The sequence below is a fragment of the Anaerococcus sp. HMSC065G05 genome (assembly GCF_001812365.1).
Taxonomy (GTDB): Bacteria; Bacillota; Clostridia; order Tissierellales; family Peptoniphilaceae; genus Anaerococcus; species Anaerococcus vaginalis.
Window position 1 is genome coordinate 1 of record NZ_KV808729.1, and the last position, 18,924, is coordinate 18,924.

General features: G+C 27.4%; 17 protein-coding genes, 1 tRNA gene, 1 other RNA gene and 1 pseudogene. 3 read left to right on the forward strand and 17 right to left on the reverse strand.

The features are described from left to right. Positions 1-155: 155 nt before the first annotated feature. Positions 156-231: transfer RNA gene (locus tag HMPREF2852_RS09420), tRNA-Thr, on the forward strand. A 199-nt stretch (positions 232-430) separates the two neighbouring features. Here the strand turns inward: HMPREF2852_RS09420 and uraA are convergent. The 7 genes from uraA to HMPREF2852_RS09455 all read right to left on the reverse strand — a co-directional run bounded on the left by uraA (position 431) and on the right by HMPREF2852_RS09455 (position 5,544). After that, on the reverse strand, positions 431-1,696 hold the full coding sequence (uraA, locus tag HMPREF2852_RS09425) for a uracil permease (protein WP_070608013.1): 1,266 nt from the start codon (positions 1,694-1,696) through the stop codon (positions 431-433). Positions 1,697-1,848: 152 nt separating this feature from the next. Next, positions 1,849-2,025 carry an indolepyruvate ferredoxin oxidoreductase subunit alpha gene (locus HMPREF2852_RS09430; protein WP_004813856.1) on the reverse strand — a complete coding sequence of 59 codons (177 nt, stop codon included), beginning with the start codon at positions 2,023-2,025 and terminating at the stop codon, positions 1,849-1,851. 95 nt (positions 2,026-2,120) lie between these two features. After that, on the reverse strand, positions 2,121-2,939 hold the full coding sequence (locus tag HMPREF2852_RS09435; RefSeq protein ID WP_070608015.1) for a PSP1 domain-containing protein: 819 nt from the start codon (positions 2,937-2,939) through the stop codon (positions 2,121-2,123). Then, a complete protein-coding gene (locus tag HMPREF2852_RS09440; RefSeq protein ID WP_070608017.1) occupies positions 2,914-3,744 on the reverse strand; it encodes a DNA polymerase III subunit delta' in 831 nt (276 codons plus the stop codon). Before HMPREF2852_RS09440 ends, HMPREF2852_RS09435 begins: the two co-directional genes overlap by 26 nt. A 1-nt stretch (position 3,745) precedes the next feature. Then, positions 3,746-4,075 carry a cyclic-di-AMP receptor gene (locus HMPREF2852_RS09445; RefSeq protein WP_004838952.1) on the reverse strand — a complete coding sequence of 110 codons (330 nt, stop codon included), beginning with the start codon at positions 4,073-4,075 and terminating at the stop codon, positions 3,746-3,748. Further along, entirely contained in the window at positions 4,072-4,701 is a 630-nt protein-coding gene (gene tmk, locus HMPREF2852_RS09450; RefSeq protein ID WP_004838953.1) for a dTMP kinase, read from the reverse strand. Before tmk ends, HMPREF2852_RS09445 begins: the two co-directional genes overlap by 4 nt. A 195-nt stretch (positions 4,702-4,896) precedes the next feature. Then, positions 4,897-5,544, reverse strand: a complete 648-nt coding sequence (locus HMPREF2852_RS09455) for a 50S ribosomal protein L25 (protein WP_019117558.1) — start codon at positions 5,542-5,544, stop codon at positions 4,897-4,899. A gap of 154 nt (positions 5,545-5,698) precedes the next feature. Between HMPREF2852_RS09455 and tpx the strand changes: the two genes are divergently transcribed. Then, positions 5,699-6,211: a thiol peroxidase gene (tpx, locus tag HMPREF2852_RS09460; protein ID WP_004838955.1), complete on the forward strand. Its 513-nt coding sequence runs from the start codon at positions 5,699-5,701 to the stop codon at positions 6,209-6,211. Between the two features lie 200 nt (positions 6,212-6,411). Here the strand turns inward: tpx and HMPREF2852_RS09465 are convergent, their stop codons facing one another. The 10 genes and pseudogenes from HMPREF2852_RS09465 to pfkB form a co-directional block, all read right to left on the reverse strand. Then, positions 6,412-7,614: a carboxylate--amine ligase gene (locus tag HMPREF2852_RS09465; RefSeq protein WP_019117557.1), complete on the reverse strand. Its 1,203-nt coding sequence runs from the start codon at positions 7,612-7,614 to the stop codon at positions 6,412-6,414. A gap of 75 nt (positions 7,615-7,689) precedes the next feature. Next, on the reverse strand, positions 7,690-8,481 hold the full coding sequence (locus HMPREF2852_RS09470) for a bifunctional 5,10-methylenetetrahydrofolate dehydrogenase/5,10-methenyltetrahydrofolate cyclohydrolase (protein WP_019117556.1): 792 nt from the start codon (positions 8,479-8,481) through the stop codon (positions 7,690-7,692). A gap of 48 nt (positions 8,482-8,529) precedes the next feature. Continuing rightward, entirely contained in the window at positions 8,530-10,176 is a 1,647-nt protein-coding gene (locus tag HMPREF2852_RS09475; protein WP_070608019.1) for a C40 family peptidase, read from the reverse strand. A gap of 292 nt (positions 10,177-10,468) precedes the next feature. Next, positions 10,469-10,803, reverse strand: an RNA gene (gene rnpB / locus HMPREF2852_RS09480) — RNase P RNA component class A. 37 nt (positions 10,804-10,840) lie between these two features. Continuing rightward, a complete protein-coding gene (locus HMPREF2852_RS09485) occupies positions 10,841-11,608 on the reverse strand; it encodes a Nif3-like dinuclear metal center hexameric protein (protein ID WP_070608021.1) in 768 nt (255 codons plus the stop codon). Further along, positions 11,586-12,281, reverse strand: coding sequence for a tRNA (adenine(22)-N(1))-methyltransferase (locus tag HMPREF2852_RS09490; protein WP_070608023.1), 696 nt, complete (start codon positions 12,279-12,281; stop codon positions 11,586-11,588). The genes HMPREF2852_RS09485 and HMPREF2852_RS09490 overlap by 23 nt, the downstream gene beginning before the upstream one ends. Then, positions 12,282-14,126: an RNA polymerase sigma factor RpoD gene (gene rpoD / locus HMPREF2852_RS09495; protein ID WP_070608025.1), complete on the reverse strand. Its 1,845-nt coding sequence runs from the start codon at positions 14,124-14,126 to the stop codon at positions 12,282-12,284. A gap of 26 nt (positions 14,127-14,152) precedes the next feature. Beyond that, a complete protein-coding gene (gene dnaG, locus HMPREF2852_RS09500) occupies positions 14,153-15,826 on the reverse strand; it encodes a DNA primase (protein WP_070608027.1) in 1,674 nt (557 codons plus the stop codon). Between the two features lie 101 nt (positions 15,827-15,927). Continuing rightward, positions 15,928-17,301, reverse strand: a complete 1,374-nt coding sequence (locus tag HMPREF2852_RS09505) for an aldehyde dehydrogenase family protein (protein ID WP_070608030.1) — start codon at positions 17,299-17,301, stop codon at positions 15,928-15,930. Positions 17,302-17,410: 109 nt separating this feature from the next. Then, a pseudogene (gene pfkB / locus HMPREF2852_RS09510) lies at positions 17,411-18,324 on the reverse strand (1-phosphofructokinase). Positions 18,325-18,532: 208 nt separating this feature from the next. On the opposite strand from pfkB, the gene HMPREF2852_RS09515 reads away from it, so the two are divergent. Next, on the forward strand, positions 18,533-18,874 hold the full coding sequence (locus tag HMPREF2852_RS09515) for a phage holin family protein (protein ID WP_004838965.1): 342 nt from the start codon (positions 18,533-18,535) through the stop codon (positions 18,872-18,874). The last annotated feature ends 50 nt before the right edge of the window (positions 18,875-18,924 follow it).

The window sequence follows — 18,924 nt, forward strand, 5'->3', positions numbered from 1 at the left end:
AATTGTGCTTTACTCATTATTTCCTCCTAAATATTATAAGTTTACTATACCATAAATTTCATAAATTTACTACAATTACCCCTATTATACCGTTTTTATTGTATAATTTAAAATTATTTGCAAAAATATTTTTTCTATGGTATATTACATTATGTGCCACTTTAGCTCAGTAGGTAGAGCGCATCCATGGTAAGGATGAGGTCCTCAGTTCGATCCTGGGAAGTGGCTCCATTTTTTTGCCCATTTTTAATTTTAAAATTTTAAATTTTTTAATTTTTACATTATTAAATAAATTTATTTCTTTTTTTGTTTATCCAATTAAAAAAAGAGACTTTTAAAAAATAAATTGATTTCATTTTTTATTAGTCTCTTTTTGAATTTTTATTACTAAAAAAATCAAGCCATAAATTTACAGCTTGATTTTTATTTTTTATTGATTTATTAAATTTAATTTTCTAAGCAAGGTCATAAAAGCTGATAAGAGTACTGCTACTACTGATGCTAGTACCATGCCTTGTAATTGGATTGAGCCAAATTTTATTGATAATCCTGATAGTCCTGCTATAAATATTGTTGATGTTAGGATTAGGTTTATTGATTTTGAATAGTCTACTTTTTGATCTACTAATAATCTTATTCCGCTTGTTCCTATCATTCCGTATAACAAGAAGGTTACTCCTCCTATTACATCTCCTGGTATTGTTTGGATTAGGGCTGCTAGTGGTCCTATAAATGCCATTAATATTGATATGATTGCTGCTGCTCCTATAACTTGGACTGAATATACTCCTGTTATTGCCATAACTCCTATATTTTCTCCATAAGTTGTTGTTGGAACTCCTCCAACTAATCCTGAAAGGGCTGATGAGAAGTTATCTGCAAATATTGACCTGTGTAATCCCGGATCTTCTAATAAATTTCTTCCTATAATATTACTTGTTACAACTTGGTGAGAGATATGCTCGCTTGTAATTACGAGTATTACTGGTAGCATTGATAGAATTGCTTCTACTGAAAATTTTGGTGCTGAGAAATTTGGTAGGGTAAATAATTTTGCTTCTAAGACTGGTGTAAAATCTACCATTCCAAAAAATACTGAACAAATATATCCTACTACTATTGCTATTAGGATTGGAATTGTTGATAAAAATCCTTTAAATGATACTGAACCGATTATGGCTGTAAAAAGTGTAATTCCAAATATTATAAAATCTTTATAACTTGCTGTATCTGTCATCAAATTTGCTCCGATTGAACCGCCTGTTACTGTATTTCCTGCAAGCTCAAATCCTATTAGGGCAACGACTGAACCCATAGCTGCTGGTGGCAATACTACATCTATCCATCCTATTCCAAATTTATAAATTATATATGCCAAAAAACATCCTAGAGTTCCAACCACAATAAAAGCACCTTGCGCATATTGAAATCCTTGACTTGCAATAATAGCTGTTCCTGGTGCTAAAAATGCAAATGATGATCCCAAATAAGCAGGTGCTTTCTTTTTGGTAATTAATATAAATAATAATGTTCCGATACCATTCATAAAAAGTACTATTCCTGGATTTATTTTAAATAAAATAGGGACTAAGACACTAGCTCCAAACATTGCGAATGTGTGTTGGATTGAAAGTGGTAACAATAATTTAAATGGTAACTTATCTTCTACGTGGTAAATTTTTTTAGAATTTTTCATAATGCCTCCTTGTTTACATCAAAAGATATATTAGCAAAAAATGTAAAAATTGTCAATTATTTTTGTAATTATTAATTTTGTAATTTTTAAAGATTTTAAGCAATATAAAAGACTCAGTATAAACTGAGCCTTACTTTTTATATGTATATATCTTATTCTGCTGGTGAGATTGCTTCTACTGGACATACAGCTGCACATGATCCACAATCGATGCAAGCATCTTCGTCGATTTCGTATGCTGCGTCTCCTTGTTCAATTGCTTGAACTGGACATTCACCTTCGCATGATCCACATGATATACATGTATTTTCATCTATTCTATAAGCCATAATTTTACCTCCTAATTTGTTATATTAATATTATAGTAGTTAAATTAACTAATGTCAAATGATAGTAAATCTCAAGATTTTCTCATTTTTATCAATTATTTGTCAACTATTCTTCTTATATCCTTTGGGCAATAAGATTTTTCGATTTCTGTATCATCTTCTTCTATTCTTACTCTAATTTTGCATTTTTCTTTTACATAATTATTTTCGACAACAACGCCAATTCCATCTTCAGTTTCAATTTTTTCGCCTACTTTTGGCATAGATTTTTTTGCTATTTTGTAGCTTTCATTTTCGTAAGATAGACAGCACATTAGCCTTCCACACAAACCAGAAATTTTATTTGGATCTAGGGTTATATCTTGTTCTTTTGCCATTTTTATTGATAAGGGTTGAAAATCGCTCAAAAATCTTGCACAACAACATTTTTGTCCACAAATTCCTACGCTTGAAACCAATTTTGCATGGTCTCTTACTCCGATTTGTCTAAGTTCAATTCTATTTCTATAAATTGATGCAAGTTCTTTTACAAGTTTTCTAAAATCTACCCTATTATTTGATGAAAAATAAATGAGTAATTTTTTTCTATCGAAAGTAAATTCTGCTTCAATGGCATGAAGATTAAGTCCAAGATTGTCTGCCTTTTCTTGGCATATTTCTACAGCCTCCAAGGCATCTTCTCTATTTCTTTCTTCTTCAACTAGATCCTCTTTACTGGCTTTTCTAATAATTTCATTTAATTCACGGTCAAAATCGCTTTTATTTATTTCTTTAATTGGCGTTTTAACTATTCCCATTTCAAGACATGAATTAGAATCAACTATGACCCTATCTCCAATATATAAATCAAAATCTAGTGGATTAAAATAATATATTTTTCCTGCTTTTTTAAAGCTTATCCCTACTACTTTCAATATTTCTCCCCTCTCTATATATAAAAATAAGGAAATTTTCAACTGCCATGTCGAAATTTACATTATTTTTAAATCCTTTTGTTATTTGTTCGGCTTTTCTTATTATCCTATCAATAGAATCAAAAGGTAAATTTTCTATTTTTCTCAAGTAAAATAAAACTTTCTTGTTTTCTTTTGCATTATTCTTGTAATATTTTAATTTTATCAAATTATTGAAAAAATTTAAAATTTCTACAAATAATTCTTCCTTATAATCTTTTGCCTTTGAAAAGAAATCTTTATTTTTATAATAAAAAGAAAAATTCCCAGAAATTATTTCACTTAATATATAGGATAGTTTTTCCCTATCTACAAATTCATTTTCTATTTGACTTTTAAAACTTATGATTTGACATCTTGATCTTATGGTTTTTAAAAGACTATAAGCATTATTTGTTGTAAAAATTAAAATTATATAATCTTTTGCCTCTTCTATGCTTTTTAAAAGGGCATTTGAACTTTCAATGCTCAAATTTTCGCTATCTTTAATTATATATATTTTAATTTTTCCATTACTAGGCCTAAGATACATATCTTTTATTAAAAGTCTAATGTTTTTTATGCTTATATTTTTTTCCTTGTCATCTTTTTTTATTATTTCAAAATCAGGATTTTCTTCAAGCTTTGTACTTATACCAAAATTATTAAAAACGCTCTTAGAAAATTCCAATGCCTTATCTAGATTATAAGAAGAGTTTTTTGATTCAAAGATATAGGCATTGGAAAGTTTATCATTTTTTATTTGATTTTCTAAAATTTCTATCATTTCAGATTCTTATATATTGGTCAACATCCAAAATAAATACAGTAGCTCCACCAACATTCACATCAACTGGTGCGCTTGTTGCCAAAAGTGGAGAATCTGCTGTCGGATTAATTACTGATGATTGAGTTGTTCTTTTTTTACAATTATCTTCAATAATTTGTTTTACTTCATCAAGATTTTCCTCTTCAATACCAATAAGAAGAGTAGTATTTCCTTCTCTCAAAAAACCACCTGTTGTTGCAAGCTTTGTTACCCTATATCTTTTGTCTGTCAAAGAATCCATCAAAAAATTTGCATCCGCATCTTGAACTATAGCTATTAAAAGTTTCATTTTTTCTCCTTTAAATATGTTTTTATAGTAGCCAAACAATTATCTACAACCGTATCTATACTTTTGTTAGCATCAATTGAAATAATTTCATCCTTAAATCTTTTGGATAATTCTATATAGCCATCATAAGTTTTTTTGTGAAAAGAATCATCTTCATTTTCCAAACGATCAGAAATGAAATTTTTCCTTTTTCTATCAATGGCAGTTTTATAATCAATATTCAAAAACAAAGTTAAATCCGCCCTAATTTCTCCAATGGCAAAATCATTAATATTTTTAACTTCGTCTACACCAAGACCTCTTCCAATTCCTTGATAAAGCATAGAACTAAGAACAAATCTATCACAAAGAATTATAGAACCCTTCTCCAACAAAGGTCTAAGCTTCTCACCTACCAATTGAGCCCTACTTGCTGCATACAACAAGGCCTCACACCTTGGATTCATTTCTATATTTTCATTATCCAAAATAATTTCTCTAATTTTTTCTGAAATATCAGTTCCACCAGGTTCCCTAAACTTATATATATCATACCCATCTTCCAAAAGCTTATTATAAACTTTTTCCAAAACAGTAGTTTTTCCAGAACCATCAGGACCTTCAAATACAATTAATAATCCATTCATAATATTATTATATCAAATACTTCAAACATTTAATAGTTTTATAAAACATTCCTTGATTAAAAAATTTTTATAAATTTAAAAACAAAATTCCTAAGAAAATTTCAAATTTTTTTAAAAAATTCTAATAGACAAATTTAAAATCAAAAATAATTTTTTGCAAAAAAAAAGACCAGTAAAGGTCTTTGTTTCTTAGACTTATTCTTCGTCTTCTTTTTCTTCAGTTTCATTAACAGTTGGTACGTCAGCTGCTGATTCGCCTTCGCTATCTTCATCAACAACAACTTCTTCTTGAGGTTCTTGAAGTGAACAAACAACTTCATCAGCTTCAAGTAAAATATTGATATTTTCATCTTTTGCAATATCAAAATCAGCTACTGTGAATGAATCCCCAATTTGCATATCAGTAACTTCCAATTCTGCATATTGTGGAATATACATTGGTAAACATTCAACTTCAACTGTATCAATATTTTGAACCAATACAGAAGGTTCAACCCTAATGTCATCTCTTCCATTTAAGTAAACTGGAACAGAAACTCTGATAGCTTCCTTAGCATTGATTGCTTGGAAATCTACATGGAAAAATTGAGATTTAAATGGGTGCATTTGATAATCTTTAATAAGTACCGGTACCTTTTCTCCGTCAATATCTAAGTCAATAATTGTAGTTGTACCTGCTTGAGACAATACTTTTTCAAAATCTCTAGAAGTAAATTGTACATTTATATTTTCTTTATCTTTAGCATATACAACACCTGGTACAATAGCTTGTTGTCTAAGTTTATTAACTTTATTTTTTCCGACAGCTTCTCTTTTTTCTGAATTTAAAACTATATCTGCCATTGCTTCCTCCTTATTTTCTAACTTTCATACTGATTAATTATACCTTATTTAAAAGCATTTGACAATAATAATCTAATTATTTAAAATTTCTCCTACAAAATAAAAAAAATGGGTATATTAATATAGAAACAATTATACATTTTAGGAGGTATAAATGACAGAAAGAAAGAAAAAATTCGGTGAAGAAGAAATCACAGTAATAGGCGAAGAACTAAAAGTAGGAGATAGCGCTCCAAACTTTAAGGCAATAAATAACGACTTGTCAGAATATGATTTTTATAAAGAAGAAGAAGGAAAAATAAAAATTATATCAGTAGTACCATCACTTGATACATCAGTTTGCGAAATACAAACAACAAAATTCAACAAGGCTGCAGCTGATATAAGCCCAGATGTTTCAATCGTAACAATATCAAACGACCTTCCATTTGCCCAAGCAAGATTTTGCTCAGCAAAAGGAATAGATCAAGTAAAAACAGTATCAGATTACAATTTCTTAGATTTTGCAGACAAATACGCAACACTAATCAAAGAATTAAAACTACAAAACAGAGCAGTTTTCGTTGTAGATAAAGAAAACAAATTAGTTCACGTAGAATACCTAGAACAAAACACAGAATTGCCTGATTATAAAGCTGCCCTAGAAGCCGCAAAAAAATTAGTATAAAAATAAAATCTTTAAAATCACAAAAATAGCTAGAGAAATCTAGCTATTTTTTATCTAAAATAAAAAAGCAAACTCAAAATTGAATTTGCCTTTAAAAATAAATTTACAATTATCTAATTACAAAAAATTATTTTATACTCTTAATCTAAAAATTTAAAATAAAATTATGCATACCTACATTAAAATCCTATGCAATTTATTTAATTAGAAAATTTTTTATAGTATTTAATAGTTGAAAATCTTCTTCTCATATAATTAAGGAATCTCTTAAAATTTTTGTCATTCTCATACCAAGTTGTAAAAACATAGCCTTTTTTTAACATTTTTAAAGCCAAGTCTTTATCTTTTCTATTAACATATTTTTTCAAAACTGATGGATCAACATACAACCATAATCCATTTTCATATTCATAATAGCATGGTTCATCCTTATTAAAAATTAAATCATCTACAAGATATTTAATAAAATTATTATTGGCTGCATTCATATAAAAACTTGACCTGCCTTGTCTTATATTTATTTCAAATACCTTATACTTTCCATCTCTCTTATCATATTTTAAATCAAAATTTGCATAACCAATATAAGAAATTTCTTCCAAAAATTTCTTATATTGCTTATATATATTGTCATCTCCCATTGTTACCAAAGCATTATAATTACCAATATTTAAAGGTAAGACTTCATCTAACAAACATTTACCAAGGCTCATCATTTTTACTTGTGAACTTGTATTTACATAAGCATTTAAAACATACATATCTGAACTATCTCCTGGAATAAAATCTTGTGCTATCATTTTTCCAGTATATCCAGCATTATAAATTTGATTTAAAATTTTCACTAATTCTTCATTATTGTAAATTTTATAAGCTTTTTTCTTACCCTCAAAATGAGTATTATAAAATTCAATTGAATCATTTGCCTTTAATGCTATAGGATAAGACAATTCTAATTCAATTTTTTTAATTGATTCATCTGTGTTATCATTTGTAATAACTGTATCAGGATAATCTAGACCATATTTTTCGCAAATTTCATAAAAATCAATTTTATTTTCCAATTTCTCTTGCATATATTTATCAACGTAATTAAATAGATAATAATCTTTTAATTTTTCTTTATTATTAACAAGCAAAGATGAATAACCATCGGAACAAGAAATCAGAATCAATTCATAATCTTTATATTTTTTCTTTAATTTTATCAGCTCTTCTACAAAAACATTATCGTCTTCAAAATTTTCATTTGTATGTACTTCACATATGTTAGAATCTCTTGTGTCTCTTAAATTTTTTATTCCCATACAAATAGATTTTATTCCATAAAGCTCATGGGCACTTCTTGCAACACCATAAGCATTTAAATCTGTACCCAAAATTACTAATTTAAATTTTTTCATATACTTCGCCTTTTATTAAATTTTTGCCATTTTAAATCACTTTATAATTATACCATAAAGAAAAATAAATGCTTTTCAACTATATAAAAGACTCTCTAATAACGATAAGGTTGTAATAGAACCTACTCCATTTTTGCAAGTAACAATTTTTATATCTAAATCTTTTATATATTCATAATCAACATCGCCATACATATTTCCATCTACAAAACTTACTCCTGCATCAATTATTATTTGTCCATTTCTAAAATAATCTTTATTATAAAAATTTGCTTTTCCAATTGCAGATATAAATATATCACAATTCTTAATTTTTTCTTTTTGATTTTTTGTTTTTGAATTAAAGAGTGTTACTGAAGCTTTTTTATAATTTAAATACATAGCTAATGGTTTTCCAATAATATTAGTTGAATTAGCTATTATTATATCCTTTCCCTCCAAGTCCAAATTCATATAATTAATAAATTTTATAATAGATTTTACTGTTTGTGGTAAATTCTCAAATTTTTTATTCATTATTTTTCCTAAAGAATCATACTTAAAGCCATCTAAATCATTAAAAGGAATATTTTCTCTTAAATAATCTAAATCTGTCGACTCTAAGAGAGGTTGGAGAACTATAAAACCATCAATATTTTTTAAATTATTACAATAATTTATTATATCTAAATGATTATCTTCTTTACTAAATTCTTTATCAATATAATCAATATTAAATTCATTACATCTTCTTATAATTGCATTTTTATATTGATTTACAGCTAAATCATTATTTTGAGATATTATTAATAAGCTTTTCTTTTTATTGCAATATTTTATATTTTTTAATATATCATTTTTTATTTCATTTGACTTAATAATCTTCATAATTTAATCCTAAAAAAACACCCCTAAGGGTGTTTTTAATTTATTTAATTAAAATATTCTTCTTGCTCCTGCAAATACTCTTTGACTCCATGAATTATAGATATTTCCAATTTGAACTCCAACTCCTGGACTTACTGCATGAACATAATTACCATTATAATCAACAATCATTCCTACATGGTCAATAGATCCACTTTGATTAAAGAATACAAGATCTCCTGGTTGCAAATTATTGATACCTACTGAATATCCATTAGAAAATTGTGCAGCAGAATTTCTATTTAAATTAACTCCAATTTGTTTATAAGCATAATAAACTAAACCTGAACAATCAAATCCACTTGGAGATGCTCCTCCCCACACGTAAGGATAACCAACAAATTGTCTAGCAATATTTGCAGCAGCTTGTCCACTTGCTGAAGCTTGAGGTGTTTGTGTTGCAGTTTGTTGTCCTATTGAATTATTGTTTGTTTTATTATTTTCTACAACTTGTTGTGGTTTAGCAACTTCTTTGCTTGAAAGTAGATTTGCACTTATATATCCAGTTCTTCCATTATAGTTTACTTTCAACCATCCATTAGCTAATTGTCCACTAACTTTATCTCCCATAGTATAAGAGCCTATTATACTGTATGATGTTGATGCACCTGATCTAACATTTAATGCAGCTGTATTTACCCAACCTGTATAAGCTTGAGATTGAACTGTATTTTCTTGTTTTGCTGGTGTATTGTTTTCTTGTTTTTTCTCAACAACTGGTTTTTTAACTTCTGTATTTGATAAACAGTTTGCAGATACATAAGCAACTTGTCCATTATAACTGATTTTTAACCAACCATTTTGAAGTGTTCCTGAAACTTTATCTCCAGTTGACAATGATCCAATAATACTAGAACCTGTTCCTGCTCCACTTCTTACATTTAATGCACTAACATTTACCCATCCAGTATAACTTGTTGCTTGGCTAGCTTGTGCTTTTTTAGCTTCTTCAGCTTTTCTTGCTTCTTCGGCCTTTTTAGCTTCCTCAGCTTTTCTTGCTTCTTCAGCTTTTTTAGCTTCCTCAGCTTTTCTTGCCTCTTCTTGGGCTATTAAATCTTCTTGGTTAGTATCTTCTACAGCTTGATCAGATAAAAAGTCTAATTTTATGTATCCTTTATCAGTTTTTAACCAACCATCTTCAACTTGTCCACTTACTTTAGTATTTTTATTTAATATGTCTATTACGTTATTTTCTTGATCATTTTTTGAAGACCTAACATTTAATGATTCTACAGCTACAAACTTTTCAACTACAGGGCTTTGTTCTAAAGCTTGTTCAACTGTATTTTGATTTTTATTTTGATCTTCTTCTTTATTTTCTTGAATTTTTTCATCTACAGCTTTAACTATAGCATCTTCACTTGATGATTCAAAAAGTGTAGGATCAGCCAAATTTCTTGTTTTAGATAATTTTGCATCTTTTTTTGTCTCTGTTTTTTCTGCAAATTTAGTATTTTTAACTTCGTTAGAATAATCTTTTTTTACAGAATTAACTTTGGATGCATATTCTTTTTCAATATAAGATACATTATTTTCTAATACCTTTTTTGATTGATCTTCTTTATCTAAATTATTAATCGTAGAAGCATAAGCAGAAGCACCTATTGTAACTGCGGCTAACACTCCTATTGTCGATCCTATATTTTTCTTACTCATTGTTTCCTCCGTTTAAAATTTGTTTTTTTTATCTGTTATGAAATCTAGAATAATAATATAACTTTTTAACAAAATAGTCAATAAGAAGTTACAAAAAAATTACACTTTTTGACATATTTTTTTATATTTATTTGTGAAAACACTTGTATAATCCCAATTTATTTAAAATATTTGAAAAATTATTTTTATTTCGTAACTTTTTTTATATTTTTTTCTTATTTGTTACAATTTTACTTTTAAATTTTCCAATAAAAAAACTACCCTTTTAAATTAGGATAGTTAAATTTAATAAAAATAGAGTAAATCTATAAGCCGTGTTCTGTTAAAAATAATCATCTATCTAGGCTAATTGTCACCAATTAGCTCAAGCGAACTACCATACTGGACCGTTTCGAGTAGAAATCCTATTGTCCCTTTTGTTCTTGCACCGGATGGGGTTTACACAGCATAATTATCACTAATTATCTGGTGAGCTCTTACCTCACCGTTCCACCCTTACCAAAAATTTTGGCGGTATACTTTCTTTTGCACTTGCCTGAAGGTCACCCTTACTAGACGTTATCTAGCATCCTTACTCTGTGGTGCACGGACTTTCCTCGTCATTGACGCGATTATTCAATTTACTCCGTTATTTATTTTATCATAATTTTTGTATTTGTAAAGATTATATAAATTCTCTATATGAATCTTTTTTTGCACAAGTGTATATTCCCGTTGCAAAATTTTTTTCTAATAAATCTTTTATCATATAAATAATATGATTTTCGCTTGCGAAATGTCCTGGATCGACTATATTTATTTTTTTACAATTATCTATGGCCTCATGATATTTTACATCACTTGTTACAATAAGATCACAGTCTTTTTTAATTGCATCACTTATAAAATCACTGCCGGCTCCTCCACAAAGAGCAACTTTTTTTATTTTTTTATTTTTATCTCCATAAAGTATAAGTCCTTTGCAATTTAATTTTTCTTTTACAAATTTAGAAAAATCATAAGCTGTTATTTCATCTGTATATCCAAATCTTGCCATAGGATTTTCATTATTTGTATCTAAATTTGAAATATCTTTAAGCTCTAAAAGTTTTGCCAAATTATCATTCACTCCGCCTTTACCTATATCAAGATTGGTATGCATGGCAAAAACTGTAATATCATTTTTAATTAAATCTTTAATAATCTTTCCCTTTTCTTCGTTTAAGTCTATTGATTTAATTGAAGAAAATAAAAATGGATGATGATTTATAATCAAATTACAAGATTTCTCTTTTGCTTTTTGTATTGTTTGTTCGTCAATATCCAAAGAAATCATTATATTTGTTAGGTCATTTTCAATATTTCCAATTTGAAGTCCAGAATTGTCCCAATCTTCTTGTAGTGAAAGCGGAAATCTTTCTTCCAAAAATTTAATTATATCTTTTATCTTCATAATTTTTAACCTCTTCTATTGCTTGTAATCTTTCTTCAATAAGATCTAATCCTTGTTTATTTACTGAAAATTTTTCTATATTTTCTTTAAATTTTATATTTTTCTTATAAATTTGTTCAAGTCTTTTTTTTAATAATGGATTGAAATCTTGGTAGATAAATTTACCAAAATAAATTTCTCCCAAAGAAAGTTTTCTATCTTTTCCATTCTTAAATCTAATTATATCGTAGTGTTTTCTACCATCTTTAATAAGAAAATCCTTGTCAATAAAAAAATTATTTTCATTTAAAAATTTTCTTAATTTTTCATTTCCTATATTTCCTTCACAAATTACATAATCAAGTTTTCTTATCTTTTCTATATTATTAGAAATAATTTCAATTATTGTAACTGCACCCATTCCTGCAATTATGGCTATTTGATTGTCTTTTATTCCTATATCATTTAGTCCGTCACAAACTTTTGTTTTTATTATTTGTTTTAAATTATCATCTAGCTTTTCTTCTAGTTTTTGAAGGCTTTTTTTTGAAATATCTGTTGCAAGAATTTCTTTTGATATTTCATTTTTTGCTAAATATAAAGGGACTAATCCATGATCAGTCCCAATATCAATTACTTTTTTACCTTCATCAACTAGCTTTGCTATTTTTTCTAGTCGTTTAGTAATTTTCATTTATAAAAAGTCTTTCAATAATTCACTCTTATTAGGCGATTTTAATTTTCTAAGTGCCTTTGCTTCTATTTGTCTAATTCTCTCGCGAGTTACATCAAATTCTTTGCCAACTTCTTCTAATGTTCTTGGAGTTCCATCTATAAGTCCAAATCTTAATTGTAAAACTCTTTTTTCTCTTGCTCCAAGACAAGATAAAACATCATTTAGTTGATCTCTTAGCATTGAATAGTTTGCTGCATCATCAGGATTTATAGCTGTATCATCTTCTATAAAATCTCCCAAATGGCTGTCTTCTTCTTCGCCTATTGGCGTTTCCAAACTAACAGGTTCTTGGGCAATTTTTCTTATCTCTTGAACTTTTTCAACTTCAATTCCCATTTGCTCAGCAATTTCTTCGTTTGATGGATCACGACCTAAATCTTGAACTAATTGTCTTTGAATTCTAACTAATTTATTAATTGTTTCAACCATGTGAACAGGAATTCTAATTGTTCTAGCTTGGTCGGCAATAGCACGAGTTATCGCTTGTCTTATCCACCAAGTTGCATAAGTTGAAAATTTAAATCCTCTGTTGTAATCATACTTATCAACTGCTTTCATAAGTCCCATATTTCCTTCTTGAATCAAATCCAAAAAGCTCATTCCACGACCTACATATTTTTTTGCAATTGATACAACAAGTCTTAAATTTGTCTCTGCTAATTTTTGTTTTGCCCTATTTGCATCAAATATTGCCCTATTTAATCTTTTTACATCGTCTGCATCAAATCCTTGATCTTCAAAAATTTTCTTGCATAGATTTTTGGTTTTTGTAAATCTTTCCAAATCTTTTATACTTGATTCTGAAAGTGGCTTATATTCGTAAACTTGCCTGGCTTTGTTTGAAAAATTAATTAAATCACTAATTATTAGCTTATCATTGGTTTTCAAAATTTCATTTTCAGCTCCCTTTTTGTAAAGGTCTGAAAAAGCTAAATAAATTAGTGAAACTATATCATCTGATTCTTTTGTTGCAACTAATTTTCCAAAATTATCAAATAAATCACACAAAATATTTGCTTCTTTTTCGCTTAATTCTTTGTCTGCTATAGATTTTTGTGCAATATTGCAAATTAATATTTTAGATTTTATGGCTTCCAATTGTTCATCTGTTAATTCTTGGTTTAACATATTTTCAAATTGATTTCCAATTTCAATCAATGACTCAAGATTTGTTTTTGTTTCATCATCTAATTCTTTATTTTCTAAAATTGATTGATTTGCACCAAGTATAGTTAACGAAAGGTCTCCATAAAATATATCTAAAGCAAGTTTTACTTTATTTTGTTTGGTTAGTTTTTTGCCACTTTTACTCCTGAAAGCAATATCTCCTAGCTCCATTTTTTTCGCCAAAAATATTTCTTCGTGAGCATCTAATAGCTTAACTTTTCCAATTTCTTTTAAATACATTTTTACAGGGTCATCCAACTTTATACCAGTGATAGTTTCATCTTGTATAAACTTTTTTTCTAACTTTTGCTTGTTAGAAACTTTTTTCATGTGATCTTCAAGTTTTTCATCTGAAAAATCTTCATCGTCATCATTATCAAGATCTTCTCTGATTTCTTCGTCATCTTCATCTTCGTCCAAAACAGTTCTTTGTTCTTCAACAATCTCTATTCCATTGGATATAATTTGGCCTATAACATATTTTTTGCTTTCATCTTCCATTTCTTTAAAGGTCTCAAAAGTGTAAACTTGTTTATAAGTTACAACTCCATCTTGAGATTCACTAATAGATTTAAATTCATCTATTATTTCCCTTAGAAGATCATCTTCTAGCATCTTTTCGTTATCACTAGTCATAAGTCTCCCCTCCAGCTTTGAAGTGATTAGTCTCTATTTCTTAACTTTTTTAAAAGTTTTTTTCTATTTTCTAAATTTATTTTTTCTATTAATTCATTTCCTACAATCTTATTGGACTTATCTTTGATGTAATCTATAATAAATTGGTAGTCATTTGAAAAATTTTCGCTTATTTTATCAAAACCATTTTTGTCAATATATTGTTTTATTTCAAGCAATTTTTCATCCACTATTACTTGATCAAAAAAATCTTTATTTTCATCATACTCATCTTTTTGATTAAGATATAATCTTAACGTTTCAAGCTCATTTGTGGAAACAGAATATTTTTTTCTTTCAATAATTGTGTTTTGATTGGTGTGAAAATTTTTAAAATCATTTTTATTATAAAAACTATCTTTATTTTGATTTTTGTAAGTCTTTTTGTAGTTATCATTATACTTTAAGACAGATTCTTTTAAAGTAGATTTATCTATATCAAAAAGTTTGCTTACATTATTTATAAAAATTTCTCTAGTAAGATCTGATTTTATTGAAGATAAAAATTCTATAAATAAATTTAATTTTTCAAATTTTTCATTGTCCTTACTCTCTGCATATAAGTCAAGAATTTTATTATACTTGTAATTGTAAACATCACTAGCCTCATCCATTTTTTTAATAAAAGCATCTCTGCCATATTTTTTTACAAAATCATCTGGGTCAAGACCTTTTTCAAGGCTAATTATATTTGGTTTTATTCCTTCATCTAATAAAATTTCGATTGCTCTATCTGTAGCTTTTATTCCAGCATTATCTTCGTCGTAGCAAATATAAACATTTTTTGCATATCTTTTTAAAAGTTTTGCCTGATCGCTTGTAAGAGATGTCCCAAGACTTGCAACAGCTTGGTCAATACCCTGATTGTTTAAACCAATTACATCCATATATCCTTCAACCAAGATAATATCTTTATTAGATTGTTTTTTGAAAATATTTAAACCATAGAGGTTGTATCTTTTTTTAAAAACTTGGCTTTCTGGTGAATTTAAATATTTTGGCATAGTAGAATCAATACTTCTTCCACCAAATCCAATAACTTTTCCATAGTGATTTATAATTGGAAAAATCAACCTATTTCTATACTTATCATAATATTTTCCATTTTGAGATTTTTTAATTAAACCCAAATTTTCAATATCATCCAAAAGATAATCTTTCTTTTTTACATAAGATAATAAATCATCCCAAGAATTTTTGGCAAAACCAAGCATAAAAGTATTTACAATATTTGACCTAAATCCTCTGTTTTTCAAATAAATTTGACAAGCCTTATCAGTCAACAAATTTTTGTAAAAATACATCATTATATCTTTATTAATATCGTAATATCTATTTAAAATTTTATTTTCTGTAGAAGATTTTGTATCATCAAGTTTTATACCAGCTTTTTTAGCCAAATATTTCATAGAATCGATGTAGGAAAGTCCTTCTTTGTGCATAATAAAAGAAACAACATCTCCACCTTCGCCACAACCGAAGCAATGAAATAATTGTTTCCTGTCATCAACTGTAAAGGATGGTGTCTTTTCGTTGTGAAAAGGACACAAACCCTTATAAGAGTTTCCAGATTTTTTTAAATCTACATAATCTCCAATAATTGCTACAATATCTGAATTTTCTAAAATTTCATTTTTCTTTTCATCAGATATAAACACCATTAAACCACCCCTTGATATAAAAGCTATTATACTTTTGTAATTTTTTTATTCAATAAATTAAAATAAAATAAAAAATAAGAATCCTAGATAAATTAGGATTCTTATTTGAAAATTTTTTTAATTATTTTTTCTTGACCTTTTGAATATGGTGGATATTTTATTTTTATATCAATATTGTTCGACCTAATCATTATAGATTTTCTGTTTGAAAAATTCATAAAACCAAATTTCCCATGATAACCACCCATTCCACTTTCGCCAACTCCTCCAAATTCTAAATTAGGATTTGTCAAATGCATTATCGTATCATTTATACAAACTCCACCAGATGATAAATCATAAGTTAGTCTATCAATATGTTCTTTATCTTCACTAAAAATATACATTGAAAGAGGCTTATCCATAAATTTTAATTTTTCTATAATTTTAAAAACATCATTGTATTCTATTACTGGAAGAATTGGTCCAAAAATTTCTTCTTGCATAATTTTATTTGCAAAATCTACATCATCAATTATTGTAGGCTCAATTTTTAAAGTTTTTGAATTATACAAACCACCAGTGTAAATATTTTGTCCTTCCATCAAATTAATAAGTCTTTCAAAAGAATTTTTGTCAATTATTCTTGGATAATCAGGATTTTCCAATGCTCTGTCGCCATAAAATTCTAATATTGTTTGTTTCATCAATCTTAAAAGTTCTTTTTTAACATCTTTATGAACCAACAAATAATCTGGAGCCACACAAGTTTGTCCGCTGTTTAAAAGCTTTCCCCAAATAATTCTTTTTGCAGCAAATTTTAAATTTGCACTTTCATCAACTATGCAAGGAGATTTGCCACCAAGCTCAAGCGTAACTTTTGTCAAATTTTCACTTGCTTTTTTCATAATTATTTTTCCAACTTTTTGAGAGCCAGTAAAAAATATATGATCGTATTTGTAAGATAAAAGTTCATCATGACTTACTTTTTCATTATCAACACAATAAATAAACGCCCTATCAAAACTTTCATCCAATAATTTTTTTATTATTTTTGATGTATAAGAAGATTTTTTTGAAGTTTTTAAAATTACAGTATTACCACTTGAAATTGCATTTACAATTGGATTTATTGCAAGCAAAAACGGATAATTCCATGGAGAAATAATTAAAGTCACACCCAAAGGTTCATATCTTGTAAAAGATTTTGCAGGCATTGCCTCCATATTTGTAATCTCTCTTGTATCTTTCATCCAATCCGATAAATTTTTTAAAGAAAAATCAATTTCTGCAAAGGCACTTGCAATTTCTGAAATATAAGATTCTGTGCTTGATTTATTTAAATCCATTTTTAAGGCATAAATAATTTCTTCCTTATACTTATCAATAGATTTTTTTAAAGTTATTAATGCTTTTTTTCTAAAATCTTCTGTGTTGGTTAAGCCAGTTCTAAAAAATATTTTTTGTTCATTTATAATTTTTTCTAATTCTTTCATATCTTACCTCGCTTATTTTACCTATACCCAATTTCAAACAATAAAAAAACACCAGCTTAAATTATTAAGCTAGTGAAAAATTATTTTTTTGATTTTTAATCATATAGCTTTATTCCCATTTTTCAAGCTCAACTTTTTTAAAAATTTCATCTATAAGTTCTTTTTCAGCAATATCAGGACTAAAGGCTGTTGCACTTCCACAAGCTATTGCAAGTTTATATGAATCAAGTTTTGAAAGCCCTTTCATATAACCGTAAATATATCCTGCAACCATGCTATCTCCACTTCCTACAGAATTAATTAATTTTCCTTCAATTGGTTTTGCCTTGTATGCAACACTATTATCAACAAAAATCGATCCGTCTTTCCAAGTGAAACAATTACATTTTCAGCTCCTTGGTCAATTAATTTTCTTGCATATTTTACAATTTTTTCATCACTATCAATTTTATCTTCAAAAATTTCAGAAAGCTCATCCTTATTTGGCTTTACCAAAAATGGTTTATAAGATGAGAGTTTATATAATTTTTTACCAGAAGTATCTAGAGCAAATCTTACATTATTCATTTCAAGTAAATTTACAATAACCCTATAAAAATCATCTCTCAAAGATTTCGGAATTGAACCAGATATTATTACAAAATCATCTTCTTGCAATTGGTCTAAATAATTTAAAAATTCTTCAATTTCTTCTTCTTTAATTTGAGGACCTTGGGCATTAATTTCAGTTTCTGTTTCATATTTTAATTTCACATTTATTCTAGAATCATCTTCTATCCTTGTAAAATCTTCCGCGATTCCCAAATCATTTAATTTTTTTCTAATAAAATCTCCTGTAAACCCTCCAAGAAAACCAATATTTACAGATTTTTCTCCAAGATTTTTCAAAAGTTTTGAAACCATTATTCCCTTTCCGCCAGGATATTTTTCTTCACTATTACTTCTTAAAGTTTCTCCGTCCAAAAATTCATCTATTCTTAGAACATAATCAATTGATGGGTTTAAGGTAAGTGTGTAAATCATTTCTCCTCCTCAATAATTTCATTTATTTTTTTATTTATTTTAGAAAATAAATATTTTTAATTTAATATCAACTCTTATCCAAAAAAATGAGTCAAGATTATTATAGTACATTTCACATAGAAATGGAGCTTTTTACTTTAAATATTGATTTTTTCTTTTCAACTTGTACAGTTAATATACAAAAATCATTTGAATCGAGGTGAAAATAATGACATTTTTAATTCAATGGATTGCAAACGCAATTAGTCTTTATCTTCTTGATATTTTATTTGATGGAATAACTTTTACAGAAAATAAGGCAATAATAATTACAGCTTTAATATTGATGTTTGTAAATGCAATTATAAAACCAATTTTAAAATTATTATCTCTACCATTAACAATTGTAACTTTTGGTTTATTTTCTTTTATAGTAAACGCAATTGTTTTACAAATTACATTTAATCTTGCAAGTGGTGCAAGCATAAATTCATTTGGAACTGCTTTAATTGCATCAATAATTCTTGCAATAATAAATCCTGCAATAAGCAATTTTTTCGACAAAAAATAAGACTCTTGTATTTTTACAAGAGCCAGAGCGTCGACAAACCCACCAATAAA